This window comes from Ensifer sp. ENS02, assembly GCF_014851885.1.
In the GTDB taxonomy this organism is placed as follows: Bacteria; Pseudomonadota; Alphaproteobacteria; order Rhizobiales; family Rhizobiaceae; genus Ensifer; species Ensifer adhaerens.
On record NZ_JACVAO010000020.1, the window covers coordinates 61158 to 87163 of the forward strand.

A 26006-nucleotide genomic window follows, 5' to 3' on the forward strand; every position below is an offset into this window, starting at 1 on the left:
CGTCTTTACTCAGGCAAATTCCTTGTGCTTGCCCGTGGCCCGGTCGACACCGGCATAGCTATCCTTCAGACGCGCCTGAGCGTCCCTCAGGTCGCGCGGCGGCGGCGACGGATCGATGCCGACGAGCTTGGCGATGTTGTTGCCGAGATAGCCTTCGAGATCGTCCTCGGAGAGATTGATGCCGTGCGGCGGATCCTTGCAGAGCACTTCCAGTTCGCGCAGCCACATGCCCGGATCGTTCGGCGGGCTGTCCGTGCCGAAGACGATCTTGTTCTTCGGCAACTGCTGGGCGAACTCCACGATGCGCGACTGGAAGCACCAGCCGGACTCGCAATAGACGTTCGGGGTATCCATCGCCATCCAGAAGGACTCGAACGAATAGTTGCCGCCGGTCTGGATGCCGAAGTGACCGATGATGAAGTTCACCATCGGGAACTCGCGAATGATCGGATAAAACATCGTCGGGATGGTGTACGGGCCGTCGCCCGTGTGGATGAGCACGACGACGCCGAGTTCGGCACACTTCTTCATCGCCGGACGCAGCCAATCAAGCGCGCGGTCGGGGCGATAACCGTGCATGTTGGCGTGCAGCTTCAACATCTTGAAACCGTATTCCTTGACGTGGAATTCCAGCTCCGCAGCGCCGTTTTCAGGTCCCCAGCGCGGGTTGTAGTTGAAGTTGCCGATAAAGCGGTCCGGGTACTTCTGGCAAAGCTCGGCGCAATAGGCCATGTAGTCGCGAATGCCGTCGCGACCCTTGCGGTTGCCGTCGCGGTAGCCGGTGTTGCCCGGCGGCGGCTGGATGAAGCCCATGTCGATCCGGCGCGGCTTGCCGTTGATCATGTAGGGACCGTCCATCAGCTTGAGCATGCGCTCGCCGGTGAAGGGCTCGCCCGTGTGACGCCACGCCTCGTCGACGAGGTTGGTCGGGTGAAGATGGGTATCAATGATCATTGTTCACTCCGTTCAAATTTACGCGGCAAGGGCGACGCCGTGCTGGCGCAGATACGCCTCGGCTTCCTCGACGGTGGCCGGTGGCTTCGTCGCTTCCAGCCCGATCATCCGGGCGACGTTGTTGCCGAGGTAATCTTCGAGCGTATCCTCATCGAGGTTCAGGCCCTGCGGCGGCTCGTGGCAGAGAACCTCCAGGAGGTTGATCCACATGCCCGGTTCGTTCGGCGGCGTATCCGAGCCGAAGAGGATCTTGTGCTTGGGCAGAACCTTGGCGAATTCAACGATGCGCGACTGCAGGCACCAGCCGGATTCCACGTAGACACTCGGTGTGTCGAGTGCCATCTGCATCGGCTCAAACACGTAGACGCCGCCGGTCTGAACGCCGAAATGCGCCAGGATGAAGTTGACCTCCGGAAACTCGCGGATGATCGGATAGAACTCCGTCGGGATCGAGTACGGTCCGTCACCGGTATGCACCTTCACCATCAGGCCGAGATCCGCGCACTTCTTCAGTGCCGGTCGCAGCCAGTCGAGCGCGCGGTCCGGGCGGTAGGCGTGCATGTTCGCCTGCAGCTGCACCATCTTGAAATCGAACTCCTTGGCGTAGCGTTCGATCTCTTCGGCGCCGTTCTGGGTGCCGTAGCGCGGGTTGTAGACGAAGCAGCCGAGGAAGCGGTCGGGGTGCTCGGTCACCATCTTTTCCGTGTAGGCCATGTACTGGCGGATGGCGGCCTTGCCCTCGAGATCCATCACCTCGTGGGTGTAGATGGTGTTGCCTTGCGGCGGCTGAATGAAGGCCTTGTCGATCCGGCGCGGCTTGCCGTTCACATAGTAGGGGCCATCCATCATCTTCAGCAGCTTGTCGCCGGTGAACGGCGGTCCGTCGTGTCGCCAAGCCAGGTCCACCAGATCGGTGGGATAGCAGCTCAGGTCAATAATCATAGGTTTCTCCTGTCGTAGAGGGTCCGGTCGATGCGGGGCCGCGCGATGAACGCCATGCCGGCCAAAGCCAGGCCTGGATCCGCGATCTCAGGAAATGCCGAGGACGGAGGGAACAGGCCGGCGCATAAGCTCCCAGGGCGGGGCAACCGGGTGTTCCTTTGGTGATCAGCATCGACATCGCAGCCTCATCTTCCAACAGACGGTGAGCAATTGTCGGTGCTTCTACTCGCCTTCAAAGGAACCACTTCGCGCGATTCTTGTCAACTCAAAAAATGAGCTAACCAATTGTTTTTAAAGCTATTTTTGTCGTTGAAAGCAGCAGCAACCGCCCGCGCTGGAGGGGCGCGGGCGGCTCAGACAGAAAGGCTTACGCAAGCGCCGTCCGGCGTGGAGATTCGCTGCTAAGGCACCAGGCATGCACGCAAGTTTCTGTCGATACTTTCGCGGTCGAGATTGCGGCCGATGAACACGAACTTCGACTTCCGTTTGTCTTCGCCCCAGGCGTGGTCCGGGCGGAAATCGACGAGCTTGTGCACGGCCTGAAGCACGAAGAAGCGGTCGTCGCCGGCAACGGAAACGATGCCCTTTGTGCGGAATATGTCGTCGCCGTGCTCGCCGAGGTAGCCCTTGAGGAAACCTGCAAGCTTTTCGCCGTCGAAGGCTTCGGGATAGACGAAGGAGTGGGATTTCACCGTCGCGTCATGCTGGTGCGGCCGAAGGGGGGTCGCGTGCGCGCGTCCATGGTCATGATGATGGTGGTGCCCATGGTCGTGATGCGCATGGTCGCAACACGGCTCCTTGCAATCATGGTGATGATGGTGCTCGGCATCGCGATCGTCATCCATGTCGATGTCGAGAATTTCCGCCCGCTCTCGCACATAGGACGGCCGGAAACCCTTGACACCGAGAATGTTGGAGAGATCCACCTTGCCGTAGCTGGACCTCAGGATGGGTGCTGTCTGGTTCAGCCTGCGCAGAGATGTTTCCAGCGAACCGAGGGCATCCTCCCCGGCAAGATCTATCTTGTTGACGAGGATGCGGTCGGCCGCGACGATCTGGTTGACCGCCTGGTTGTCGCTGCCGTCGAGCACCGGATCGTAGAGATGCTGGTCGATGTGCATTGCGTCCACCAGCGTGACGACGGCGTCGAGCTCCACCTCGTCGGCCACGCTACGGTCGACGAAGAAGGCGGTGGCGACCGGCGTCGGGTCGGCAAGACCCGAGGTCTCGACGATGATGTGATCGAACTTGTCCTTGTGGCTCAGGAGCTTCTTCATCACGTCGATCAGGTCGTTGCGCACGTCGACGAAGCAGCAGATGCAGCCGTTCTGCATCTGGAAGATTTCCTCGTCCGAGGCGAGCACCAGGTCGCTGTCGACGTCCACTTCGCCGTATTCGTTCTCGATCACCGCGATACGGTGACCGTGACGCTCGGTGAGAATGTAGTTGAGCAGTGTCGTCTTTCCTGATCCGAGGAAACCGGTGAGGATCGTGATCGGGAGTTTCTGCTGGCTCGCAGGTTCGATATGCATGTTCATGCGCCCTTCTCCCTCAAGGCTTTCAGGATGTCTTCCGGTGTGATCGGATAGTGGTGGAAGCGAACGCCGATGGCGTCGTGGATGGCATTGGCGATGGAAGGGCCGATGGCGATGATCGGATCTTCGCCCACACCCTTGGCGCCCCAGGGACCACCCGGGTCGGGCGCTGCCTCGAGGATGATCGTCTCGATGTCGGGCATGTCCATCGACAGCGGCATCTTGTAGTCGACCAGGCCCGCATTGAGTGAGCGCCCGGTCTTCTTGTCGATGACGTAGTCCTCGGTCAGCGTGTGGCCGATGCCCTGCTGGATGCCGCCCTCGATCTGGCCTTGCGCCGCGATCGGGTGAATGACGCGTCCAACGTCGTGCACCGGCACGACGCGCTTGACCTCGACGATGCCCGTTTCCGTGTCGACGTCCACCTCGGTGAAATGTGCGGCGAAGGAGTAGGATTTCGTCGGCTCGTAAGTGCCGTTGGCAACGATATTGGCGGCAGGAATGCCACGTGAGGGCCCCATGGCCTCCGACACCGTCATAGAGCGATCTGGCTCGGCAATGAGGAAGACCTTGCCTTCGGAAAGGTCGATCTCGTCGGGCGAGACCTGAAGTTTCATCGCTGCCCGTTCGAGCACGGCGGCGCGGACCTTGCCGGCCGCCATCTTGGCGGCCGTGCCGACCAGGTAGGTCGTGTGGCTGGCAAAGGCCCCGATGTCCCATGGAACCACGTCCGTGTCGCCATGGATGACGCCGACGTCCTCGAAGCGGACCCCGAGCTCTTCGGCAACGATCTGCGCCAGCGCCGTATGGGCTCCGGTGCCAAGTCCGGCAGCGCCAGTCAGCAGCGTCACCGTGCCGTCCTCGTTGACCTTCACCGTGGCGTTGCCCTGTTCCTTGATGCCGGGATAGGCAGACGAGCCGTGCATCTCGCAGCCGATGCCCCACCCTTTGCGGATGTGCGGGCGCTTCGGATCTGGAGCCCGGTCGCGGTTCCAAAGCGCCTTCCAGTCGAGCACGTCGATGCCGTGCTTGAGGCAGATTTCAAGCCCGTGACCGAGGATCGGATGGCCTGATGGCGCGATGTCGCCGGCGCGCACCACGTTCTTCAGCTTCAGTTCGGCCGGATCCATGCCGAGCCGTTCGGCCGCTTCGTCCATCTGGATGTCGAGCGCATAGTAGCTCTGCACCACGCCGTAGCCGCGGAAGGCGCCGTTGATCGGGGTGTTGGTGTAGACGCACCGCCCCTCCAGCCGCACGTTCTCGCAGCGATAGAGCGAGGTAGCGGCGGTGGTTCCAACGATGGTCACGCCCGGGCCATGGGACCCGTAGGCGCCGGAATCGTAGACCAGCTTCATGTCGCGGGCGACGAGCGTGCCGTCGTTCTTGAAGCCCTGCTTCAGCCAGATCCGGCAAGGGTGACGGGAACGACCGGCCACGAATGTCTCATGGCGGGTGAACTCCATTTTCACCGGCCGGCGGGTTTCCTTCGCCAAAAGCGCACAGAGAAACTCGTGCTGGAACAGGTCCTGCTTGGCCCCAAAGCCGCCGCCCATATGGTCGACGAGCACGCGCACCTTGGTGAGCGGCAGGCCGAGCACTTCTGCAAGGATGCCGCGCACCATGAAAGAGGTCTGGGTCGAGGTCCAGAAGGTCAGCTTGTTGGAACCGTCCCAGTCGGCGATGCAGACGTTCGGCTCCATGTAGGCCGGGTGCGGCCGCCCGCCGGCAAACGTGCCCTCGAGAACGAAGTCCGCCTCGGCAAAACCCTTATCGATATCACCGCGGTTGACGCGCACCGGGTCGAGCACAAGATTGCCACCCGGCCCAACGTCGTGGATCAGTGGTGCGCCTGGCTGCGCGGCGTCCTCCGGCTCGAAGACGGCCGGCAAAGGTTCGTATTCCACCTCGATCAGGTCGAGCGCCTCGTCGGCGATCTCTTCGCTGATGGCAGCGACGGCGGCGACGCCCTCGCCCCAGAACCGCACCTTGTCGTCGAGAATGTACTGGTCCTTGGTGCAGGAGGCCGAGCGTGGATGCGGCGACCCATAGTGCAGCACGCGTGGCACGGTCTCGTGGGTCAGCACAGCCTTGACGCCCGGATAGGCGAGCGCCTTGCTGACGTCGATCGACTTGATGCGCGCATGGGCGATCGCCGCGCGCTTGATCTTGCCGTGCAGCATTCCGGGCAGCTTGATATCGCCGGTATACTGCGCCTCGCCCGTGACCTTTTCGAGCACGTCGTCGCGCTTGACGCTCTTGCCGACGATCTTGAACTCGCGCTGTTCAATGGGGGTGGTCATGTTCATGGTCTAGCAGCCTCCATCTCGCGCGCGGCCGATTTGATCGCGTCGAATATCTTGGTGTATCCCGTGCAACGGCAGATGTTGCCGGAGAGCCCGAAGCGGATGTCTTCGTCAGTCGGGTGCGGATTGTCGTCGATGAGCTTCTTCGCCATCATCAGGATGCCGGGCGTGCAGAAGCCGCATTGCGAGGCGCCGTGCCGCATGAAGGCATCCTGCAGCGGATGCAGTCGATCGACACCCGGCTGGAGCCCTTCGACCGTCTCGACTGCACGGCCTTCGGCTTCCACGGCAAGCATCAGGCAGGCGTTGACCGGCTCGCCATCGACGAGCACGGTGCAGGCGCCGCAGTCGCCGACATCGCAGCCCTTCTTGGTGCCGGTGAGGCCGACCTCGTTGCGCAGCGCATCGAGCAGGGAGCAGCAGCCATCGACGGCCATCTCGCGCGCCTCGCCATTCACGGTGAATTCGACCATCCGTTTCATGCGAAAGTCTCCAATGCCTGTTTGATGGCGCGACCGGTCAGGACGCCGACCATGTCGCGACGGTAGTCTGCGCTGGCGCGCACGTTGCTGATCGGCGTGCATTCCTCCATCGCCTTGTCGGCAGCACTCCTGACAGCCTCAGCATCGAGCCTCGTGCCACGCAGCATGGCTTCGGCTTGCGGCGCGCGCAGAACAGTGGCGCCGACCGCACCGAGCGCGATGCGGATGTCGCTGCAGACGCCATCGTCCATCGCCAGGCTGACGGCGACGCCGACGGTGGACAGCTCCATCGCCTTTCGACGGCCGTGCTTGAGATAGGCCTTGCCGGTATTGTCACCCGCCGGCGGCACGGTGATGCCGGTAACGATTTCGCCCTTGGCGAGAACGGTCCTGCCGGGGCCGGTGAAGAACTCGCAGATCGGCACCACACGCATGTTGGTGCGGCTGTAGATGTGCACGAAGGCGCCGTCCGCCACCAAGGGCGGAATGGTATCGGCCGACGGCGAGGCGCGACAGATATTGCCAACGACGGTCGCGCGGTTGCGCACCTGGATGGAGCCGAGCGAGGCGAGTGCTGAACGCAGGTTCGGATATCGCTGGCGCACCAGCGACAGGTTCTCCAGCCGTCCGACGGTCACCAGCGCACCGAAGGTCAGTCCGCGCGTCTCGTCATAGGTGATGTCGGACAAACCAGGGATCTGCTTGATGTCGACGACGTTGCGCACGCGGCGCAGCCGTTCGCGGATCTCGACCAAAAGGTCCGTGCCTCCGTTGAACAGGAATGTGTCGTCGCCGAGCTCGGTGAGAAGACGGGAGGCATGCTCCAGCGTTTCCGCCCGATGATAGTCGAAGCGTCTCATGGAATCCTCTTGGGGTTGGGGGCTCCGGCGGCGCGCGGCCGCCGGACTAATGGTGTTGTTCTCTAGGCAGGGTCGGCAGCCGGCGCGCCGTCCGCGAGTTCGGCCTCCTCCGGCTCTTTCGCCGGAACGCCGTTGAAGAGAATGTTGAGCAGTGCCGCCGCAAAGGTGCCGACGAGCACGCCGCTGTGCAGGAACTTCTCGATCGCCGCCGGCAACTGATCGAAGATGTTTTCGGCAACGACCGGCACCATGGCGAGGCCGACGCTGACGGCGACGATGTAGAGATTGCGGCGATTGGCCACGAAATCCACCTTCGACAGGATCTTCACCCCCGTCGCCGACACCATGCCAAACATCACGATTGCCGCACCGCCGACGACATAGCTCGGGATCGATGCGCTGACGAAGGCAACCTTGGGCAGCGAGCCGAGCAGGATCAGGATGGCGCCGCCCGCTGCCACCACGAAGCGGCTGAGCACGCCGGTGATCTGCAGCAGTCCGACGTTCTGCGCATAGGTCGTATAGGTGAAGGTGTTGAGCAGGCCGCCGATGATGTTACCGACACCGTCGGTTCTCAAACCCCGGGTCAGTTCTGCCTCGGTGATCTTGCGTCCGGCCATGTCGCCGACAGCCAGGAACTGGCCGGTCGATTCGATCATCATGACGGTCATGACCGCACAGAGCGACAGGATCGACCAGAACTCGAAGATCGGCCATCCGAAGGCGAGCGGGTGAATGATGCGCACCCAGTCGGCCTCGGCAACGCCGTGGAAATCCACCTTGCCGGCAGCGATCGCGACCACGAAGCCGATCCCGATCCCGATCAGGACCGCAAGATTGGCCATGAAGCCCTTGAGAACGCGGGTGAGAAGCAGGATCGACATGAGCACGATGGCAGCCACGGCGAGCGCGAACGGCGCGCCGTAGGCCGGGTTCGGGATCATGCCGTCCGGACCCTTGATCATCGGCTGGCCGCCTGCCGCCCAGTTTACCCCGACGCGCATCAGCGAAAGGCCGATCACCAGCATCACCGTGCCGGTGACAACAGGCGGGAAGAACCGTACCCAGCGGCCGAAGAACGGCGCGACCAGGATCGTGAACACCCCGGAGCCGATGACCGCGCCGATGACGCCCGGCATGCCGAGATCGGGATTGGTGCCCGTCGCGATAATCGAGGGTACGGCGGTGAACGAAATCCCCATCATGATCGGCAGGCGAATGCCGATGTTCCAGATGCCGAGCGCCTGGATGAGGGTGACGATGCCACAACAGAAGAGATCCGCGCTGACGAGCATCGCAATCTGTTCCTTGGGCAATTGAAGTGCGCTGCCGACAATGAGCGGCACGGCGACCGCTCCGGCATACATGACGAGAACATGCTGTAGGCCAAGGGCCATCAAACTTGGGATCGGGTAGGTTTTTTCGACAGGATCAGTCGTATCGGATTTATGCATTCGCTTTCCTCCCAGCGAACAGCTTCCGGCGCGGTGGGAGGGCAACTTCGGCCTCATGATGTGGTCACCGCACGCCGTACAAAGCGGATCATGCGGCTGGCCAAATCAGCAAACAATCGGCACAATCATATTTATTCATATAGGAATTGAATGAATGGACCGGCATGGACATCACGCTGAAACAGCTTCGAGCCTTCGTCACCGTAGCCAATCTGGGGCAGTTCACCCTCGCCGCCGACAGGCTCGGCTCCTCGCAGTCGGCGGTGAGCACGCTGGTTCGGCAGCTGGAGCAGAATTTGAAGCTGCGTCTCTTCGACAGGCATACGCGTCTTCTACGGCTTACGCAGGCCGGCATGGACATCTTGCCGGTTGCCGCACGTGCCGTCGCCGACATCGATGGCATGGTGGAGAGCTCGCGCGAGTTGAATGCGCTGAGACGTGGCAAGGTTTCGATTGCAGCGGGCACCGTGCAGGCGGCTTTGATGCTGCCGCAGCTCGTCAACGCCTTCACCCGGCTCTACCCCGATATTGCCGTCGCTCTCCATGACGTGGCTGAGATCGCCGTCCTGGAACAGGTGACCAACAGCTCGGTCGACCTCGGGATCGGAACCGTGCCGGAGGACGATACCGAATTGATGGGGACCCGGCTGACGACCGACGAATTCCTCATCGTCCTTCACCCGGACGACCCGCTGGTCAGGCTGCGTGAAATTCGTTGGACCGACCTGGTTGACCGCAAGCTGATCGGTCCGCACCGCGGCAATCCGATCAGGGACCGCCTCGAAAACGAGCTGGCACGCAACGGTATCGTGCTGCCCTTCGACAAGGCAATGCAGGAGGTGGCCTTGCCGCTGACGATTATCGGCATGGTCGAAGGCGGGCTCGGCGTCGCGATCATGACATCGGCGGTCACACGGCTTGCGACCTCCATGGGCCTCGTCGTGCGCACGCCGACCGAGCCGCACATCAAGCGCGAAGTCAGCCTGATCCAGAAACGCACGCGCTCCCTCTCTCCGGCCGCCCGGCGGTTTCGCGACTTCCTGCTGAAATCCGTGCACTGACGTTTCCATGGAAAGACGTCTTGTATTCAGACGCGACCTTGCGTTTGACCACGCGCAATTTCCGGCGTTATCTGGGCGCGCTGCTGGACCGCGGAACGGCGGGCAGGCAGGGCGCAGCCTTCGCTGCGCGCGGAGGGCTTTCGGCCGGCCGCCGCTCCCAGCTCAAGCCAAACCAGGAGCAACTCATGGCGCATTCCCTGAAAAGCAGCACCGAAGCGGCACGGTCGAACCGGCCCAACCTTTCCACAGATGCCATCCGCAGCACCAAGGAAGATCTGGCGGCCTGCTTCCGCATGGCGGCGCGCAACGGCTTCGAAGAGGGCATCTGCAACCATTTTTCGGCTGTCGTACCCGGCCATGACGATCTCTTCATCGTCAATCCCTACGGCTATGCCTTTCGCGAGCTGACGGCATCAAAGCTGCTGGTGTGCGATTTCAACGGCACCGTCATCGACGGTGACGGTGAGCCGGAGGCAACCGCTTTTTACATCCATGCCGAAATCCACCGCCGGCTGCCGCGCGCAAAAGTCGCCTTCCACACGCACATGCCGTATGCGACCGCCTTATCCATGACCGAGGGCGCCCCCTTGATCTGGGCCGGCCAGACTGCGCTGAAATTCTACGGACGCACCGCTGTCGACGAAAACTACAACGGCCTTGCCCTCGACCATCGGGAAGGCGCTCGCATTGCTGCTGCAGCGGGCGACGCCGATATCGTCTTCCTGAAACACCACGGCGTGCTGGTCCTGGCGCCGACAATCGCCGATGCCTGGGACGATCTCTACTATCTGGAACGGGCGGCCGAAGTGCAGGTGCTTGCGATGTCCACCGGACGGGAAGTCCTGCCCGTCGCCCCACAGATCGCTGAGGCCGCTTACCGGCAGATGCGCGAGGGTGACCCGGAGTCGGCACGGGCCCATCTTGCCGCCATTCGCCGGCAACTCGACGCCGAGGAACCGCAATACAAGCACTGAATGCGAACCAGGGCCGATGCCAAAAGCCGACCGCATCGGCCCGTTCCAGATTGCCGGTCAACCAGTTGATCAGGCGTCTCTTTCCATGACGTTGGCCACGCTCGAACGGTGCCTGGCGATCGGCAATTAATACGATCCATTTATCAAATAATTGAAATAATGAATTTGTTTGAATTAAAAGCGCGTGCTTAGTTTCCCGCCATAACAACAAGGTGGGGACGACATGGTACGTGAAAATCCAGCTGCGTTGCTCGCAAGACTGATCCCCGGTCAGTCCTTTGCCCTCACGGGCGGTACCGTCATAAACGATGACGGCTCGCAGTCGGCAAGCGACATTATCGTCGGCGCCGACGGGCGCATCACGGTCGTCGAGCCCTTTCTCGACACCGGTTCGTGCGGCGCCTGCATAGACATTTCCGGCATGCTCGTTTCGCCGGGCTTCGTCGACGCGCACCAGCATCTCGACAAGACGGGGGTGCTGCGGTTTACGCCAAATCCCTCCGGCACGCTCCAGGGCGCCCGCGAAGCCTTTGCGAAATACGCCCGCACCGCCGGCCCCGACGACATTCACAAGCGCGCGACGCGCACAATCGGGCGATGTCTTTCGCGCGGCACGACCGCGATCCGCAGCCACATCAACGTCGACAAGGATGCCGGTTTCCATGGCATCGAGACGCTGGCCGCCATTCGCGATGCCGAAAAGCACCGCATCACGCTTCAGCTCGTCGCCTTCATGACGCCGCATCCGGGCCAAGACTTCGAGTGGCTCGGCAACAACATCGACGGCGCCGTTGCGCTCGCCGATGCCGTCGGCGGAACGCCCGCCGTTTCCGAGGACCCGCCGCGCTACCTCGACATCCTGTTTTCGGCCGCGGTGAAATCCGGCAAGCCTATCGACCTGCACCTCGACGAACACCTCAATGCCGGCGTGCATCTCATCGACGCCGCACTCGAACGCGTCGAGCGCTTCGGCATGCAGGGGCGCACCGTCTTCAGCCACGTCTCGGTGTTGAGCGCCTTGCCGCGCCGGGAGTTCCAGCGGATAGCCGAGCGCCTGGACAAACTGAATGTCGGCGTGGTGACACTGCCGGCCGCAAATCTCTATCTACAGGGCCGCGACTACGAGATGCTGCCGCCACGCGGGTTGACGCGTGTCGCCGAACTCCATCGCGCCGGCATCACCATCGCCACCGCCTCGGACAATATCCAGGATCCGTTCGTTCCGACCGGCTCGGGCGACATGCTGGAAATCGCCCGCTGGACACTGCTTGCAGGCCATCTGCGCGGGGACGAGCTCTCAGCCGCGCACAGCATGATCACGACGGCCCCTGCCCGACTGATGGGGCTTGGCAAGGACTACGGTTTCAGACCCGGCGCGCGCGCCGACTTCGTCATTACCGACTGCATCGATACCGACACGCTGATTGCCGGCGGGCCAGATCGGGCTTTCGTCTTTTCGAACGGGCGCCTGGTCTCGCAGAGCACTACTGAAAACATCCGCCTGAAGGAGAACGCATAAAAGGGAACGGCTGCTCCGGGGGGATTGGGACTGCAATCTAATGGGAGGAATGAAATGATAACTGAAATTTCACGTCGTTTGCTGCTTGCGTCCACTCTCGGAATGGCCCTGACCGGAATACTCTGGCAGGACCTCGCGCACGCCGAAGACTTCAAGATGGGCCTTCTCGTGCCCGGCAGCGTTTCCGAAGAAGGATGGAACCGGATCGGCTACAACGCGCTCAAGGGCGTTGAGCAACAGCTTGGCGCCAAGATCAGCTATGTCGAGCTGCAGCAGAACCCGGCCTCCTTCGAAAAGGCGTTTCGAGATTATGCGAGCCAGGGCTACAAGGTCATCCTTGGCCACGGTTTTGAGTTCCAGGACGCCGCGCGCGATGTCGCGCTCGATTATCCGGACACCTATTTCCTGATCTCGTCGAGCGCGATCCACGAAGGCAACGTTATCGGGCTCAATACCGATACCAGCCAGCCCTTTTACCTGATGGGTGTGATCGCTGCGAAAATGGGCGGTAAGGCCGGCCTTGTCGGCGGCATGGAAATCCCGCCGATCCAGCAGGCATTCGCCGGCTTCAAGAACGGCGCAAAAAGCATCAATCCGGACTTCCCGATCAGCGAAGCCTATATCGGCAACTTCACCGATACGACCGCCGCCAAGGAAGCGGCGCTCAGCATGATCTCGCAAGGCGCTGACTTCGTCGTACCGAACGCTTCCGGCGCCACCGTCGGCGGCTACCAGGCGATTGCCGAATCCGGCCCGGACGTGCGCTCCTTCTCGATCTTCAGCGACTTTACCGAGGTTGCCCCCAACAACATTCTCGGGCTCTACGTCGCCGACTATGCTCAAGGCGTGGTCGAAGTGGTTCGCGCGATCAAGGAAGGCCACCCGCCCACGGAGAACGTGGTTTTCGGCCTGAAGGACCCGAAGGTCATCTCGTTTACCTTCCGCGACGACGGCCCGGTCTCCGTGCCGGAGGATATCCGCGCCGAGGTCAAGGCAATCAGCGCCAAGATCGCCGCCGGCGAGATCAAGACCGGCGCAGAATAGCTGCCTCCATGCTGCGGCGGGATATCCAGCCGCAGCCACTTCCCGCATCACACCAATGGACACACCCATGGCTGAGATAAACCAGGGAGTGCGTGAGACCGTGAATTCTCAAGCAGCCCAAGCTTTCTACAGGACACTCTCGCAGGCTGCGATCAGCGCCCTGACACCCATCGCGGCAGTTCTCGTCGCACTCGCCTTCGGCGCCCTGCTGCTCTGGCTCAACGGCTTCAACGGCAGCGACGTCGTCACCGTCATGGTCTTCGGCTCGTTCCAGGACATACGCTCGGTCGGAGAAATTCTCCTGAAGGCGACGCCGCTGATCCTGATCGGTGCAGGGCTGTGCGTCGCGTTTCGCTGCTCGATCTGGAACATCGGCGCCGAAGGCCAGCTCTATGTCGGCGCAATCGCCGCAACCCTTGTCGGCACCAGCATCGACGGCCTATCCGTCTGGGTGCATGCGCCGCTTGTGATGTTGGCGGGGGCGCTTGCGGGCGCCGCCTGGGCTGGCATAGCCGGCTATCTGAAGGTGCGCTTTCAGGCAAGCGAGATCGTCACCACGATCATGCTCAACTACATCGCCCTCATCCTCACGAGCTATCTCGTCACCGGTCCGATGCGCGATGCGAGTGCCGCCTATCCGCAATCGGCAAGGCTGGTGCGCGAAGCCTGGACGCCACGCCTGGTAACCGACCTTAGGCTTCACATCGGCATCCTCGTTGCGGTGGTTCTGGCGGTTGCGCTGTACATCTTCCTGCGAAGAAGCAGCCGCGGCTTTGCGCTGCGCGTCGTCGGTCTCAACCCGCATGCCGCCCGCTATGCCGGCATGAACGTCGCCAGGAACGTCATGATCGCGATGTGCATCAGCGGCGCGATGGCAGGCCTTGCCGGCGCCTTCGAGGTGGCGGGCGTCACACGTCGGCTCTACCAGAACATTTCGCCGGGTTATGGCTTCGAGGGCATCGCGGTGGCGCTCTTGGCCGGCAACAATCCGTTGGCGGCAATCCTGTCGGGCGGGCTTTTTGCGACGCTTCGCTCCGGCTCGGAAGTCCTCCAGATCACCTCACAGATCCCGCAGGTCCTGGTGTTGGTCATTCAGGGCATCGTCATCCTCTCGGTCGTCGCCTTCGCAAAGCTGCGCGACATCCTCAGGACTGTGGCTTGAAAGCATGGAAACTCCCGCGTCGCCGTAGACCGCCCGCGGGAAAACAAAACTTTGGCGATATTCCTGGAGGGTCGAACCCATGGACGACATGATTTCTCTCACCTTTCTCGCAGCGCTCGTCGGCGCCGCCTGGAGGCTTGCCACCCCCCTGATCTTCGCCTCGATCGGCGAGGTCTTTTCCGAGCGCGCCGGCGTGCTCAACATCGGGCTCGAAGGCACGATGCTCGTCGGCGCTTTCTGTGGCTTCGCTGCGGCCGCAGCCACCGGCAACATTCCGCTCGGGCTATTGGCCGGCGTCGCCGGCGGCATGCTGTTCGGGCTCGTCTTCGCCGTCTTCACGATCACCATCAAGGCGGACCAGATCGTGGTGGGGGCGGCCCTCAACCTGCTCGGCATGGGCCTGACGGCCTTCCTCTTTCGCACCTATTACGTTTCGACCGGCAAGGGCATCGAGATCGCCCAGCCGGTCCACATACCCTGGCTGAGCGATCTGCCCTTTCTCGGAGAAGCGTTCTTCCGCCAGAACCTGATCGTCTATTCCACCGTGCTGGTCGCCATACTCGCCACCCTGGTGCTTTACCGCACCTCCTTCGGCCTGACGCTTCGCGCCGTCGGCGAGCACCCGAAGGCCGTCGACGTCGCCGGTCGCAGTGTCGTTGGCTACCGCTATGCCGCCGTCCTCGTCGGTACAGGCCTTGCAGGGCTCGGTGGCGCGTTCCTCACGCTTGGCCATTCCAACCAGTTCGTCGAAGGCATCACCTCCGGCCGCGGCTTCATCGCCCTTGCCGTCGTGGTCTTTGCCCGCTGGTCGCCGATCGGCGCCTTCTTCGTCTCGCTGCTCTTCGGCCTCTTTTACGCCCTGCAGCTCATGCTCCAGGCGCAAGCATCGATCGTCGTGCCCTACCAAGTGCTGCAGGCGCTTCCCTACATCATGACGATCGTCACGCTCGTCGCCTTCCGCGGCAAGGGTGCCGCACCCAGCAAGCTTGGCCAGCCCTACGAGATGAGGTGATCGACATGTCGGCAAAACCGTTCCTGCGCATCGACAATATCCGCAAACGTTTCGGCCCTATCATCGCCAGCGACGGCGTTTCGCTCGAAATCGAGGAAGGCGAGATCCATTCGCTGCTCGGCGAAAACGGCGCCGGCAAGAGCGTGCTGATGAGCATGATCTGCGGCATGGTCCGGCCGGATGAAGGCGAGATCGTCTACAAGGGACAATCGGTGCGCTTTACAAGCCCACGCGACGCGATCCGCCAGCGGATCGGCATGGTGCACCAGCACTTCATGCTGGTACCGAACCTGACCGTGGCAGAAAACTACATCCTCGGCCAGGGTTCGGCGCTCAGCGTCATATCCGATATCGACAAGGTCCACCGAAAGATCCGCGCGCTTTCCGAGCGCTACGCCCTCGACGTGCGTCCCGACGCAATCGTCGAAGACCTCTCGGTCGGCGAGCAGCAGCGGGTGGAAATCCTGAAGGTGCTATTCCACGGTATCGACCTGCTCATCCTTGACGAACCGACCGCCGTTCTCACCCCGCAAGAGACCGACCGCCTCCTTTCGCTGATGGGTGATCTGGTGAAGGATGGGAAGACCGTCGTCTTCATTTCGCACAAGCTGGACGAAGTGATGCGGGTCAGCAATCGCATCAGCGTCATGCGTGACGGCCGCGTCGTCAATACGGTCAGGGTCGGGGAGACAAATGCGCGTGAGCTTGCGCGCATGATGGTCGGTCGTGAGGTGCGCATGGAGCTCCCGCGCAGCCCCAAACCGCCAGGTCGCATCGTGCTTTCGGTGGAAAACCTCACCTGCCGCGCCGAGACCGGCCTTCCGGCCGTGCGCGGCGTGAGCCTCGATGTACGCGCCGGCGAAATCGTCGGCATTGCCGGCGTATCCGGCAACGGCCAGACGGAACTATCGCTCGCGCTCTCCGGCCTGCTGCCGGTCGATTCCGGGCGCGTCGTTCTCAACGGAAACGATATAACCGGGCTCGACCCGGCAGAAATCAATGCCAGGCGTTTTTCCCACATTCCGGAAGACCGCCACAAGCACGGCATCGTCTTGCCGCTGTCGCTCAGCGAAAACACCATTCTGCAGCGTTACGACCAAAAACCGTTCGCGACGGGGGGCATGCTCAACCGCAAGGTCATCGGCGAGCACACCCGCGACCTGATCAAGCGGTTTCGCGTGAAGAGCCGGGACGAGAACCAGCCGATCGCAGCACTTTCAGGCGGCAACCAGCAAAAGCTCGTCGTCGCGCGGGAGCTGGCGCGCGATCCCGATTTCATCCTCGTCAATCAGCTCGCGCGCGGCATCGATATCGGCGCGATGGAGTTCGTGATGGAGGAGATGCTGCGCCAGCGCGACAGCGGCCGCGCCATTCTGCTGATCTCCACGGAACTCGAGGAGCTGTTTGCAATCTGCGACCGCATCGTCGTCATGTTCCACGGCGAAATCCTTGGCGAACTGCCGCCCGACCGCGCCCGTCTCGACGAACTCGGCCTGCTCATGGCCGGCAACAAAGAGCAAGCCGCACTTGCGGGGTAGACAAGCCGAGGTCTGGCAGGCTTTGATGGGAGCGAGTAACGGGAGGCCGCGCGTATATGAACATAACCCTGCGGCAACTCAGGGCCTTCATTGCTGTGGCCGAGCTCGGCCAGTTCAACATCGCCGCACGCAACCTCCATCTCACCCAGTCCGCGGTCAGCATCCTCATCCGGGATCTGGAACGGGAGATCGGCGTGCGCCTGTTCGACCGGCACACGCGCATGGTCTCCCTCACCCTGGTCGGCCAGGAATTCCTGCCCCAGGCGCGCAAGATCATGAAGGACCTCGAGCTTGCCGTTGGCGACGTGCGCGACAACGCTTCGCTGAAGCGTGGGCAAGTGACGATCGCCGCGGCGATCGTGCTTGCCGCAACGGTCGTACCGCCGATCATCGCCAGATTCCTGAACAAGTATCCGGAGATCTCCGTCAACATTCGCGACATGCCGGAAGAGCAGATAACCCCGGCGCTCAAGCGCCACGAGGTCGATATCGCCGTCGGCACCCTTTCGGAGGAAGACCCCGAAATCGCCGCCACCCCGCTGCTGCGCGACAAACTGATGCTCGTCTGCCGCGAGGATCACCGGTTTGCCAAGCGCAAATCCGTGCGCTGGGCCGAGCTCAAGGACGAAACGCTAATCACGCTTGCCGCCTCCAACCCTTTGCGCAACATCGTCGAGCACAACCTCATTCGCGTCGTGCCGAACTACCGGCCAAAGTACGAGGTACGCTTTTCGACAACGGCGATCAGCATGATTGCCGCTGGAATGGGCGTTTCGGTGCTACCGGAAAACTCCGGACAGCTCGCCTCGGCCGTCGGTGTAACGACAGTCGATCTCATTGACCCCATCGTCATGCGTGACGTCTCTTTGCTTCAACGGCGCCACCACAGCCTCTCGCCCGCCGCCGAGCATCTGAAAGCGGCCTTCATCGCCAGCGTTGCGAAACAGGTCTGAGGCCTGGGAAACGGCCGGTCGTCTCGCTGCCCAGCGCCGTCCGGGCACTTTTCTCCTACGAGCAAAGGCTTGAACTCACACCAATTGCTGTGCGGGAAACCCCTTGGCAGCGCTCCGTTTCAGACATGCACGTTTGTTCGCTGAACGACGCAATGACGAAAACTGCGCGGGAATTCTGTGGTTCCCGTTCGGGCGCGCGTTTTCCCTCAGCGTTATATTTCTTGAAACATAACGATAATTGGGTTTACCTGTGATGAAAGGCCCGTTCGCGGATGTGCAATGCGGACGGCCGCGTCGCGAAGTGCCAGCAACTGCCCTAGCTCCGGAACGCCCATGCCCACGTTGCCCCGTCTCAAATCCCACGGTGTCCCCCTACCTGCCGCAGCCTTGTCCTTCGCTGCATGCCCGGATGGCCACACACCCAAGATCAGTGCCCATCGCTTGCGGACCTGGGACATTGCCTCGACATTTCATTGCTCGATCATCGGCACCTGCCTGACGGCGGGAGAATTGCGCCAGGTCCTGATCAGGACCGGACAAGACGATGTGCGCACTGCGACGGACCATACCCTGCACGGTCGAGGCGTGTGGCTTGCTGGTCAACGGAATCAGGCGGCAAAGTTGCTCAACAAGGCGCTCGACAAGCGCCACGAGAGCAGCATCAAGCGCATTCCCCGGCAGGCCGATCAAGACGAACTCCGAAACATCTGGCGCAATTCCTTCGAGCGCGGCGACATCGCCGGTCCGTATTGGGCACTGATGAGCCATCCGGGAACATCGCCAGCACTAATGCGCGAGATCTTCGGAGAAGTGCATATGCTGTCGCACCTTGTCGGCAGCGCAAGTCGGCTCGACATCGCACGGCTGACAGAGCTGGAAAGGGAACTCGAACAGGAACGCGAACGAACCGCCCGGCAGGAGACGCGTCTGAAGGCGGCCGCCGATGAGCGGATCGCCCTGCAACAGCGCCTCCGGCAATTGGAGGAGAGAGCGATCAACGCCGAAGCAATCGCCGCGTCGGTCGCACCCTTGGCGCGCGTCGCAAGGAGCACGAGAGCTCTATCCGCAAGCAACGAAGCGGACGTGACGCGCAACGAGGCCTTCGCCCAGCGCCTTGCCGCGTCGGAGGAGAAATCCGATGCCCTTCAGCGGGAACTGGAGCAGATGCAGGATCTGCGTTATGCGGTCCTACGCGAAAACGAAGCCCTCGAGACGGCAATCACAGCTCAGCTCAGAGACGACGGCAGCGCGCCGCCCGCACAGCTCAGCGGCCCCGTGCTCTATGTCGGCGGCCGACGCAATCTGTTTGATCATCTTCGAGCCTACGCAAGAGTGCGCAACATCGACCTCCTCCTCCACGACGGAGGCATGGAAGACAGCACGACGCTCTTGCCCGCCCTCGTCGGGCAGGCAGCGACGATCCTCTTTCCGGTCGATCACATCAGTCACTCGGCGGTGGGCCTGGTCAAACGCCTTTGCCGCGAGCAGCAAAAACAATACCTGCCGCTTCGCTCTGCCGGACTTGCCAGTTTCCTCACGGCCATCAGCGGCGCCGGCGGCGCCTATGGACGTTTCTAGCTCCGGTGGTCTGCCGACGGCCGGTTAACGAGAGAGCCTCGTTCACCGGACGATAAGGAACAATCCGCTGACGATGGCAAAGCCCAGAACGGCGATCCGAAGACCGCGGCCGCCGATGCGGCCATGCACGTGCTTTGAGACCGCGCTTCCGAGCAGAACCGCCGGCGTCAGGTAGAGGGCGACGAGCAGTTGCTCTGACCCAACGCGCCCGGATATGGCCAGCACGACGAGGGACATGACCTCGCCGACGAAGAAGCAAAGGGCCGCCGTTGCCCTTAGCACCGGCGCCTTGGCATGCTGGTAGAGCAGCGCAAGCGGCGGGCCGCCGATACCCGTGGCAGTTTCGGTGACGCCCGTAAACAATCCGACCCCGAGCGCACTCGGCCTGTTCGGCGTGAACGGCGGGGCTATGAGCGCGGTGACGGCTGCGACCACCGTGAACACACCGACGGCAAGATCCAGTTGTTCGATGGAAAGCGCTGCCAGCAACCAAAGGCCAGCAAACGTTCCCGCGAAGCGTCCGATCGTGATCCAGGTCGCGCCTGACCAGTCGACATGGGCACGCTCTCGCGCCGCCACATGTAGATTGAGCGGCAGCATCAGCAAAAGCAGGGTCACCGGCAGAAGATCGGGCTTCAGCATACCGACGATCGGCGCGACGATCAGGGCGAAGCCAATGCCGAGCGCCCCTTGAATGAAGGCCGAAACTAATGTCACGGCAGCCAGAACGGCAAGAAGACCAAAACTCATCGGTATTGTCCAAGGCGGCGATGTGCTTCGGAGAGCGGATGAATGCGCTGGATCGGCGCTTCGGCAATGGCGGTCGCCGTTTCGCCTCTCACCTCTTCGAGCAGTGCCCGGGCGTCCCAATCAATCGGCCAGCCTTGCCAAAGCCGAAGCTGGCCGCTGGTAAAGACCGCGTCGATCTGATCGCGATTGCCGTAGCGGACAAGCTCCCACGTCAGATCGTGCGAGGGCGTGAACTCGGGTCGATCGAGGTCGACGAGCAGGAAATCGGCGGCAAGACCTTCGGTGATCGAGCCGGTCACATGAGACAGGCCTGCAGCGTCTGCGGCGCCGGATGTTGCCCGGTCGAGCCACAGCCAGCCGCCGCCGCAGGAAGAATCCCCCGTTGCAAGACCAAACCCCGCGCGCTGGAGGCCCTCGGCTGCGTCCATCAGACGGAACGCGTCGGCGCGGGTTCCGTCCGTTCCGAGCCCGAACCGCATGCCGAGCGCTGCCATTTGCAGGGCTGGTGCGACGGCATTCCCCTTCCACAGGGTGGCGACGGGATTGTAAGCGACAGCCGTGCCTGTCTCGCGCAAAAGATTGAGTTCATGCGGCGTGACGAGCGTCGAGTGCGCGAGGAGGACCTGAGGCCCAAGAACGCCCAGATGCGCCAGGTGCTCGATCGGTCGCAATCCTTTCGCTGCCAACGAGCGTTCGACGGCAACAAGGTGTTCGTTGACATGGGTCTGGAACACCACCCCGGACGCGGCTGCCAATTCGGAAACCGCTTTGAGCATCCCGTCAGTTGCGGCCTCCGGGATCGAAATCGCCAGCGAGGGATGGATCAGCGGGTCCTGCCTGTAGGTGGAGACGTGCTCTTCCGCCTGGCGCAGGATGATGCCGGGTTCGGCGATCTGCGCACTTCCCGAAAGATCGTTGCAGATAAAGCCGACGACGCTGCGAAGCCCCACCTCCCCTGCAGCCCGCACCAGAGCGCCGACATGACCCTTTGAGCGGGTGCCGGCATCGACGGCGGTCGTGAACCCCCCACGCAGCGCTTCCAATGCGGCAAGCTTTGCCGAGAGATAGACCATGCGCTCGTTGAGACTGCCTTCCAGCGGCACCCAGATCCGCCGGAAGATTTCCGACGGTTCTCCAAAGACGAGGGCCTTGCCGAGCGACTGGGTCAGGTGCGTATGGGTATCGACGAAACCGGGCATCAGGAGATGGTTGGGCAGGTCGATCGGAACAATCTCGGGGAAGTCCCGGGCGATCGCTTCCGCGGTATCGATCCGCTGAAAGACGCCATCGCGCACGACGATGGCTTTTCCGGTGCGCGGGCCATCCGGCAGAAGAACTTGTCCTGGGCGCAGCATGAGGTCGCCGGCGGTCGATAGTTGTTGGCGGATTGCGCTCACTCGCTTGCTCCTTGAGTGGTGGATTGCAGGGGCGCCGCCGCAATTTCGGATCGTCCGGCTTGGCCCCAATGTGAAAAGATGGCGTTGACGACGACGGCGGTGATCGTGCCTGCGGCAAGTCCGTTGCCGAGGATCATCTGCGTCCATTGCGGAAACTGGCTGTAGACACCGGGCACCAGGATCGGCAGCAGACCCATCGAGAGGGCGGCCGCGAGGGTGAACATGGGGCCATGTTCGCGCAGATCGACGCGACGCAGGAGGTCGATCCCGATGACGCCAATAATCGAAAACACGATGACTGCCGTGCCGCCGACGACGGCCTCAGGCAAAGCCGTGGCCATCCGGCCAATCGGGGCGAAGAGCGCGATGAGAACGAGGATGGCGCCCGCCATCGCGGTCACATAGCGAGACTTGACGCCGGTCGCGCGCACGATACCGACGTTCTCGCCGCTGGTGATGATCAGCGATGTGCCGAACAGGCCACCGACGAGCGACATCAGTGCATCGCCGCGGATGGTCGAAGGCACGATCGCATGGGCATCTCCCCGGCGGCCGACGATTTCAGCCGTCGCGATCGTCTGACCGGTCGCCTCCGCCATGGAAATGATCGAGAACACGATCAGCGGGATAGCTGCGATGAGGTCGAACTTCGGCATGCCGAAGGGAAATAATTGCGGAACGGCGATGACCGGCCCGGTGAACACACCCGACAGATCCATGTGGCCGATGGCGAGCGCGACGAGCGCACCGCCGACCAGTCCGAGCATGACGGCGAGCCGCTGGAGCGTTCCGGAAAAGACCCGCGCGGCAGCGACTGTAAGGATGATGGTGATCAGTGCCAGTCCGACCTCGACGGGCGCTGCGAAGCTCTCGCTGCCAGGCTTTCCGGTGATGGTCACGCCATAGATGCGCACAAGATTGACGGAGACCAGCAACAGCATCGTTCCAACGACGATCGGCGGAAAGTAACGCAGCAGCCTGCGGAAGACCGGCAGCGCCAGAAAGTAAAAGAGAGCCGTTACGATCACGGCACCGACGGCTGTCTGGATGTCCGTCTGCTGGGCGATCGCCAGAAAGATGGCAATTGGCGCGCCTCCCGGCACCATCACGAAGGGCAGGCGTGCACCAAACCCCTTTGGCCCGAAACTCTGGAGCATCGAGCCAAGGCCACAGACGAAAAAGGTTGCGCTGATGAGCGAGACTGTCACCGCGTCCGAAAACCCAAGGGCCTTGCTGACAAGAAAGACGGCGGTGATGGGAGACGCGGCCATCACCAGCACGTGTTGAAGGCCAAACAGGAACAGGCTGCGAAGCGGCAGCCCCTCATCGACCGGTTCGACCACTCCATTCAATTCTCTCTGCATGTTTTCCTCCTCCCGGCCTCCTCAAGCCGTTATGCAAATCGTTTTGCATGCGCATCCACTAACACACAATCGCGCCTTTGCAAATCGTTTTGCTTCGGTGCGATCGGCGTGATAGAAGACGTTCATCGGAGGGCTGATGGGAAAACCTACTATCGCCGACCTTGCCAAGGCGGCTGGAGTCTCGGTCACAACTGTTTCGCACGCGTTCAGCGGCCGACGTTACGTCGAGCCGGAAACGCGCAAGCGCATCGAAACGCTGGCGCAGGAAATGGGCTATCGTCCCAATCACCGTGCGCAGCGGTTGCGCACCGGCAGAGCCGGATCAATCGCACTGGTTTCATCGATGCCCTTTGCGGTGGCCGCCGGACCGTCGAGGCTGGGCTTCCTCATGGAAATTGCTGCTGCCGCCGCCGTGACGGCTTTTGCCAGGGGTATTTCCCTTTGCCTCGTTCCTCCACTCGGGCCCCGCGACCGCCTCGACGCGCTTGAGGTGGACGGCGCCATCGTCGTGGAGCCGGAACGAGACGACCCGGTGCTGGATTTCTTTTCTTCCCGCGGGACCGAGGTCGTGTGCATCGGGCGTGCGCCCGGCCGGGACGATCTTCCGTTCGTGGATTTGCAGAGCGCCGCAACGGCGCATCTGCTGCTCGATCACCTGCTTGCGGGCGACGGTCAGGTCGGCTTGATAACGGGTGAACAAAGGCGCAATTCCTATATCGAGATGGAGGCTGTGTATGCGCAGCGCATGGCCGGAAGCGGCTTTACGCCACGCGCCATCCGCATCGACGAACAGGGGGGCGAAGAAGCGGCAGCAATCGCTGCTGAAAGCTTGCTGCGCGCCAATCCCTCCATCTCGGCCCTTTGCGTGCCGGTCGACGCCTTTGCGACAGGCGTTTTCAACGCGGCCCGCGCCACCGGTCGCCAGATCCCGCACGACCTTCGGATCGCGACCCGCTATGACGGCATGCGCGCCAAACTCGCCACCCCTCCGCTGACCGCAGTTGATCTGCACCTTGGTGAGGTGGCAGGAGCCGCAGTCAACCTGCTCTTGGCGCGATTGGAGCAGGTGAACGTCGAACCAAGTGATCTCCCGCCACCAGGTCTGATCCTGCGCCCCTCTTCGATGATTTCGTGCGATTCCATCTGAGGAAGGCTGAAGCCGAGAGCGCGATGGCCGGACATCCGCGCGGCCGCGTTTAACGTCGTGACTGTCGCGCCGTCGCCATTGCCGCCTTTATCCAGGGTCTAAACGGCCCCTGGTATGAAGGAAGAAGGTCCGGCTCAGCAAATTAAGTTTTGCCAACATGCGCGATTGCCGCTAAGGCAGGCGCTGGATATGGTGCTCCGGCAAAACGCAGAGCACTCAGCTGACGAGGATGACTATGGCAACCGGTACCGTAAAGTTTTTCAACCAGGACAAGGGTTTTGGCTTCATCACGCCTGACAATGGCGGACCGGACGTTTTTGTCCACGTGTCGGCGCTTGAGGGCGCAACGTCACTGCGCGACGGTCAAAAGGTCAGCTATGAACTTGGCCAGGACCGCAAGACCGGAAAATCGAAGGCCGAAAACGTCAGGTCAGCCTGAACTTCGGATACCAAGCTTCGGGAATTCGCTTGATTGCATTCCCTCACTTTCCCGGCCGCGCCAGCGGCCGGGAAATATTATGATGTCGTCTCGTGAGGCCGTCGGGTCCTCCTTTTTTGCAGGCGATCCCAACGCACAAAACGGAAACTGAGCGCATAATTCTGGTCCGGCTAACTTCTCTGAAGCTTCCGGCTCACCCTCGACACGCACGCCACGCGCTCTGGCAACGTTCACACCACCGGATATGGCCGGTTTCCGGGTCTCCCCGTGGTCGCCTTGCCGCTGGCGATCGTCCGTCGGCTTTTGCGATCGAAAGCTGCCGGGAGAAACGCCTGCAACACAGATTTCTCGCCCATCCGCTCCTTGTTCAAGCAGCATTCGGCAGAAATCGCGGTTTCCCTTGCAATACTTGCCTTGAAGGGTGCCAAGCGGTGTGCCTGGGAAGCCCAGAGTGCATACGCAGCCTCCCGTCCCCGCAAACCAGAGGCGGCCAGAAAGTTACCGGCAGATTTCGAGCCGACGAACAGGGTGCTGCGCTCACCGTAGCTGGCAAGCGGTTTGCCGGCGACCTGCGCGCCGATTGGCCGATTGACGCCAAGGGGACCCTGGCGCTTCCTTTGTGACGCCATGAGAAACGCCATATCATCTCCGTTTAGAGCGGCGCGCCCCACATATTGTACCCGGACGGACGCTGTCCCGCGGCGCGTCATATCCAGCATCTCTGCTGCCTTGCTGGAAATATCGATCAAACGCCCTTTGTGGTAAGGGCCACGATCATTGACGCGCAAAATGACCGACGAGCCGTTTGTGAGATTTGTCACCCGCACGTAGCTGGGCAAGGGGAGTGTCGGATGCGCGGCGGAGAGGCGGCCTGGATCGTAAGTTTCGCCATTTGCGGTCCGCCGCCCTTGAAACCCCCGAGCGTACCAGGAGGCAATGCCGCTTCGATTGTAGCCCGGTTCCTCCTTCGGATAGTAACGCTTGCCTTTGACCACGTAAGGCTTGCCGACAGTGTAATGGCCGACACGCTGCGAGGTTCTTTTGCCGGAAGCATCTGGCATTTTGACATAGACACGGTGCAGCGTGGCGGGAGAATGCGCCTTCAGGCTGGTCATGTCGGGCGTAGATGTCGTGGTGCAGGCACCAACGAACGCACAGAACATCGTAATTGCCAACCAGCGCATGACTTTAACGGTCGCTGCTACTCCATCTCCCATTCCGTCCACCATCGACTGCAACTCGACACGCGACCGCAATGCGCAGTGGAGACGCGAGACAGGCGACGCAGCCGTGAGGGGCTGGTCGACACCAGGCGCAATCTGGGGCGTGCCGTTGGTCCGCTCCATCTCTGATACCTCGGTAAAATGAGGCTACGAGCGAATGGTTCCGCCCTCCCGACCTAGGGCATATCTGCCCGTTCTTCGCGATCAGAGGCGGAAATAAAAAGTCGAGTTCGTCGACTGTGTCGCACCGATGAAAGAGCACCGTCTATTTGGGTGTCAGCGGCGGAAGCGAAACGATGGCTGAATCGCATCGAA

At 62.0% G+C, this 26006-nt stretch carries 22 protein-coding genes; 11 read left to right on the forward strand and 11 right to left on the reverse strand.

Features of this window, described 5'->3' with window-relative positions:
- Positions 1–9 precede the first annotated feature (9 nt).
- The 7 genes from IB262_RS30325 to IB262_RS30355 all read right to left on the reverse strand — a co-directional run bounded on the left by IB262_RS30325 (position 10) and on the right by IB262_RS30355 (position 8530).
- On the reverse strand, positions 10–954 hold the full coding sequence (locus IB262_RS30325) for an amidohydrolase family protein (protein WP_034791749.1): 945 nt from the start codon (positions 952–954) through the stop codon (positions 10–12).
- An 18-nt stretch (positions 955–972) separates the two neighbouring features.
- Positions 973–1896, reverse strand: coding sequence for an amidohydrolase family protein (locus IB262_RS30330; protein WP_034791747.1), 924 nt, complete (start codon positions 1894–1896; stop codon positions 973–975).
- A gap of 401 nt (positions 1897–2297) precedes the next feature.
- On the reverse strand, positions 2298–3434 hold the full coding sequence (locus IB262_RS30335) for a GTP-binding protein (RefSeq protein ID WP_082584624.1): 1137 nt from the start codon (positions 3432–3434) through the stop codon (positions 2298–2300).
- Positions 3431–5737, reverse strand: coding sequence for a xanthine dehydrogenase family protein molybdopterin-binding subunit (locus tag IB262_RS30340; protein WP_060521228.1), 2307 nt, complete (start codon positions 5735–5737; stop codon positions 3431–3433). Before IB262_RS30340 ends, IB262_RS30335 begins: the two co-directional genes overlap by 4 nt.
- Entirely contained in the window at positions 5734–6216 is a 483-nt protein-coding gene (locus tag IB262_RS30345) for a (2Fe-2S)-binding protein (protein WP_060521229.1), read from the reverse strand. The genes IB262_RS30340 and IB262_RS30345 overlap by 4 nt, the downstream gene beginning before the upstream one ends.
- A complete protein-coding gene (locus IB262_RS30350; RefSeq protein ID WP_192357351.1) occupies positions 6213–7076 on the reverse strand; it encodes a xanthine dehydrogenase family protein subunit M in 864 nt (287 codons plus the stop codon). The genes IB262_RS30345 and IB262_RS30350 overlap by 4 nt, the downstream gene beginning before the upstream one ends.
- A 62-nt stretch (positions 7077–7138) precedes the next feature.
- Positions 7139–8530, reverse strand: coding sequence for a nucleobase:cation symporter-2 family protein (locus tag IB262_RS30355; RefSeq protein WP_060521231.1), 1392 nt, complete (start codon positions 8528–8530; stop codon positions 7139–7141).
- Between the two features lie 164 nt (positions 8531–8694).
- Between IB262_RS30355 and IB262_RS30360 the strand changes: the two genes are divergently transcribed.
- The 9 genes from IB262_RS30360 (at position 8695) to IB262_RS30400 (ending at position 19371) form a co-directional block, all read left to right on the forward strand.
- A complete protein-coding gene (locus IB262_RS30360) occupies positions 8695–9591 on the forward strand; it encodes a LysR family transcriptional regulator (RefSeq protein ID WP_192494112.1) in 897 nt (298 codons plus the stop codon).
- A gap of 185 nt (positions 9592–9776) precedes the next feature.
- Positions 9777–10565 carry an aldolase gene (locus tag IB262_RS30365; RefSeq protein WP_060521333.1) on the forward strand — a complete coding sequence of 263 codons (789 nt, stop codon included), beginning with the start codon at positions 9777–9779 and terminating at the stop codon, positions 10563–10565.
- A 223-nt stretch (positions 10566–10788) separates the two neighbouring features.
- Positions 10789–12084, forward strand: coding sequence for an amidohydrolase family protein (locus tag IB262_RS30370; RefSeq protein ID WP_034791735.1), 1296 nt, complete (start codon positions 10789–10791; stop codon positions 12082–12084).
- A 54-nt stretch (positions 12085–12138) separates the two neighbouring features.
- On the forward strand, positions 12139–13128 hold the full coding sequence (locus tag IB262_RS30375) for a BMP family protein (protein WP_162250988.1): 990 nt from the start codon (positions 12139–12141) through the stop codon (positions 13126–13128).
- 67 nt (positions 13129–13195) lie between these two features.
- Positions 13196–14290: an ABC transporter permease gene (locus tag IB262_RS30380; RefSeq protein ID WP_110819031.1), complete on the forward strand. Its 1095-nt coding sequence runs from the start codon at positions 13196–13198 to the stop codon at positions 14288–14290.
- 79 nt (positions 14291–14369) lie between these two features.
- A complete protein-coding gene (locus tag IB262_RS30385) occupies positions 14370–15302 on the forward strand; it encodes an ABC transporter permease (protein WP_060521234.1) in 933 nt (310 codons plus the stop codon).
- Between the two features lie 5 nt (positions 15303–15307).
- Positions 15308–16840, forward strand: a complete 1533-nt coding sequence (locus tag IB262_RS30390) for an ABC transporter ATP-binding protein (RefSeq protein ID WP_110819060.1) — start codon at positions 15308–15310, stop codon at positions 16838–16840.
- A gap of 56 nt (positions 16841–16896) precedes the next feature.
- Positions 16897–17793 carry a LysR family transcriptional regulator gene (locus IB262_RS30395; RefSeq protein WP_034791732.1) on the forward strand — a complete coding sequence of 299 codons (897 nt, stop codon included), beginning with the start codon at positions 16897–16899 and terminating at the stop codon, positions 17791–17793.
- 333 nt (positions 17794–18126) lie between these two features.
- Positions 18127–19371, forward strand: a complete 1245-nt coding sequence (locus IB262_RS30400) for a DUF2325 domain-containing protein (protein ID WP_192494113.1) — start codon at positions 18127–18129, stop codon at positions 19369–19371.
- A gap of 42 nt (positions 19372–19413) precedes the next feature.
- On the opposite strand, the gene IB262_RS30405 is transcribed toward IB262_RS30400, so the two are convergent.
- From IB262_RS30405 to IB262_RS30415, 3 genes are read right to left on the reverse strand one after another with little or no spacing between them, the layout of a single operon-like run.
- On the reverse strand, positions 19414–20121 hold the full coding sequence (locus IB262_RS30405) for a sulfite exporter TauE/SafE family protein (protein ID WP_110819029.1): 708 nt from the start codon (positions 20119–20121) through the stop codon (positions 19414–19416).
- On the reverse strand, positions 20118–21518 hold the full coding sequence (locus IB262_RS30410) for an amidohydrolase (RefSeq protein ID WP_162727222.1): 1401 nt from the start codon (positions 21516–21518) through the stop codon (positions 20118–20120). Before IB262_RS30410 ends, IB262_RS30405 begins: the two co-directional genes overlap by 4 nt.
- Positions 21515–22882, reverse strand: a complete 1368-nt coding sequence (locus IB262_RS30415) for a uracil-xanthine permease family protein (protein WP_110819028.1) — start codon at positions 22880–22882, stop codon at positions 21515–21517. Before IB262_RS30415 ends, IB262_RS30410 begins: the two co-directional genes overlap by 4 nt.
- A gap of 136 nt (positions 22883–23018) precedes the next feature.
- On the opposite strand from IB262_RS30415, the gene IB262_RS30420 reads away from it, so the two are divergent.
- Positions 23019–24029, forward strand: a complete 1011-nt coding sequence (locus IB262_RS30420; protein ID WP_060521239.1) for a substrate-binding domain-containing protein — start codon at positions 23019–23021, stop codon at positions 24027–24029.
- Between the two features lie 235 nt (positions 24030–24264).
- On the forward strand, positions 24265–24468 hold the full coding sequence (locus tag IB262_RS30425; RefSeq protein ID WP_034791723.1) for a cold-shock protein: 204 nt from the start codon (positions 24265–24267) through the stop codon (positions 24466–24468).
- A gap of 230 nt (positions 24469–24698) precedes the next feature.
- Here the strand turns inward: IB262_RS30425 and IB262_RS30430 are convergent, their stop codons facing one another.
- On the reverse strand, positions 24699–25697 hold the full coding sequence (locus tag IB262_RS30430) for a septal ring lytic transglycosylase RlpA family protein (protein WP_246802757.1): 999 nt from the start codon (positions 25695–25697) through the stop codon (positions 24699–24701).
- Between the last annotated feature and the right edge of the window lie 309 nt (positions 25698–26006).

What these genes read in the sequence shown, in the direction of transcription:
- IB262_RS30350 (WP_192357351.1), bottom strand. Translation starts at nt 7,076, where the DNA reads ATGAGACGCTTCGACTATCATCGGGCGGAAACGCTGGAGCATGCCTCC.
- IB262_RS30390 (WP_110819060.1), top strand. Translation starts at nt 15,308, where the DNA reads ATGTCGGCAAAACCGTTCCTGCGCATCGACAATATCCGCAAACGTTTC.
- IB262_RS30395 (WP_034791732.1), top strand. Translation starts at nt 16,897, where the DNA reads ATGAACATAACCCTGCGGCAACTCAGGGCCTTCATTGCTGTGGCCGAG.
- IB262_RS30370 (WP_034791735.1), top strand. Translation starts at nt 10,789, where the DNA reads ATGGTACGTGAAAATCCAGCTGCGTTGCTCGCAAGACTGATCCCCGGT.
- IB262_RS30420 (WP_060521239.1), top strand. Translation starts at nt 23,019, where the DNA reads ATGGGAAAACCTACTATCGCCGACCTTGCCAAGGCGGCTGGAGTCTCG.
- IB262_RS30375 (WP_162250988.1), top strand. Translation starts at nt 12,139, where the DNA reads ATGATAACTGAAATTTCACGTCGTTTGCTGCTTGCGTCCACTCTCGGA.
- IB262_RS30430 (WP_246802757.1), bottom strand. Translation starts at nt 25,697, where the DNA reads ATGGTGGACGGAATGGGAGATGGAGTAGCAGCGACCGTTAAAGTCATG.
- IB262_RS30425 (WP_034791723.1), top strand. Translation starts at nt 24,265, where the DNA reads ATGGCAACCGGTACCGTAAAGTTTTTCAACCAGGACAAGGGTTTTGGC.
- IB262_RS30405 (WP_110819029.1), bottom strand. Translation starts at nt 20,121, where the DNA reads ATGAGTTTTGGTCTTCTTGCCGTTCTGGCTGCCGTGACATTAGTTTCG.
- IB262_RS30330 (WP_034791747.1), bottom strand. Translation starts at nt 1,896, where the DNA reads ATGATTATTGACCTGAGCTGCTATCCCACCGATCTGGTGGACCTGGCT.
- IB262_RS30415 (WP_110819028.1), bottom strand. Translation starts at nt 22,882, where the DNA reads ATGCAGAGAGAATTGAATGGAGTGGTCGAACCGGTCGATGAGGGGCTG.
- IB262_RS30355 (WP_060521231.1), bottom strand. Translation starts at nt 8,530, where the DNA reads ATGCATAAATCCGATACGACTGATCCTGTCGAAAAAACCTACCCGATC.
- IB262_RS30335 (WP_082584624.1), bottom strand. Translation starts at nt 3,434, where the DNA reads ATGAACATGCATATCGAACCTGCGAGCCAGCAGAAACTCCCGATCACG.
- IB262_RS30325 (WP_034791749.1), bottom strand. Translation starts at nt 954, where the DNA reads ATGATCATTGATACCCATCTTCACCCGACCAACCTCGTCGACGAGGCG.
- IB262_RS30360 (WP_192494112.1), top strand. Translation starts at nt 8,695, where the DNA reads ATGGACATCACGCTGAAACAGCTTCGAGCCTTCGTCACCGTAGCCAAT.
- IB262_RS30385 (WP_060521234.1), top strand. Translation starts at nt 14,370, where the DNA reads ATGGACGACATGATTTCTCTCACCTTTCTCGCAGCGCTCGTCGGCGCC.
- IB262_RS30365 (WP_060521333.1), top strand. Translation starts at nt 9,777, where the DNA reads ATGGCGCATTCCCTGAAAAGCAGCACCGAAGCGGCACGGTCGAACCGG.
- IB262_RS30340 (WP_060521228.1), bottom strand. Translation starts at nt 5,737, where the DNA reads ATGAACATGACCACCCCCATTGAACAGCGCGAGTTCAAGATCGTCGGC.
- IB262_RS30380 (WP_110819031.1), top strand. Translation starts at nt 13,196, where the DNA reads ATGGCTGAGATAAACCAGGGAGTGCGTGAGACCGTGAATTCTCAAGCA.
- IB262_RS30345 (WP_060521229.1), bottom strand. Translation starts at nt 6,216, where the DNA reads ATGAAACGGATGGTCGAATTCACCGTGAATGGCGAGGCGCGCGAGATG.
- IB262_RS30400 (WP_192494113.1), top strand. Translation starts at nt 18,127, where the DNA reads ATGCCCACGTTGCCCCGTCTCAAATCCCACGGTGTCCCCCTACCTGCC.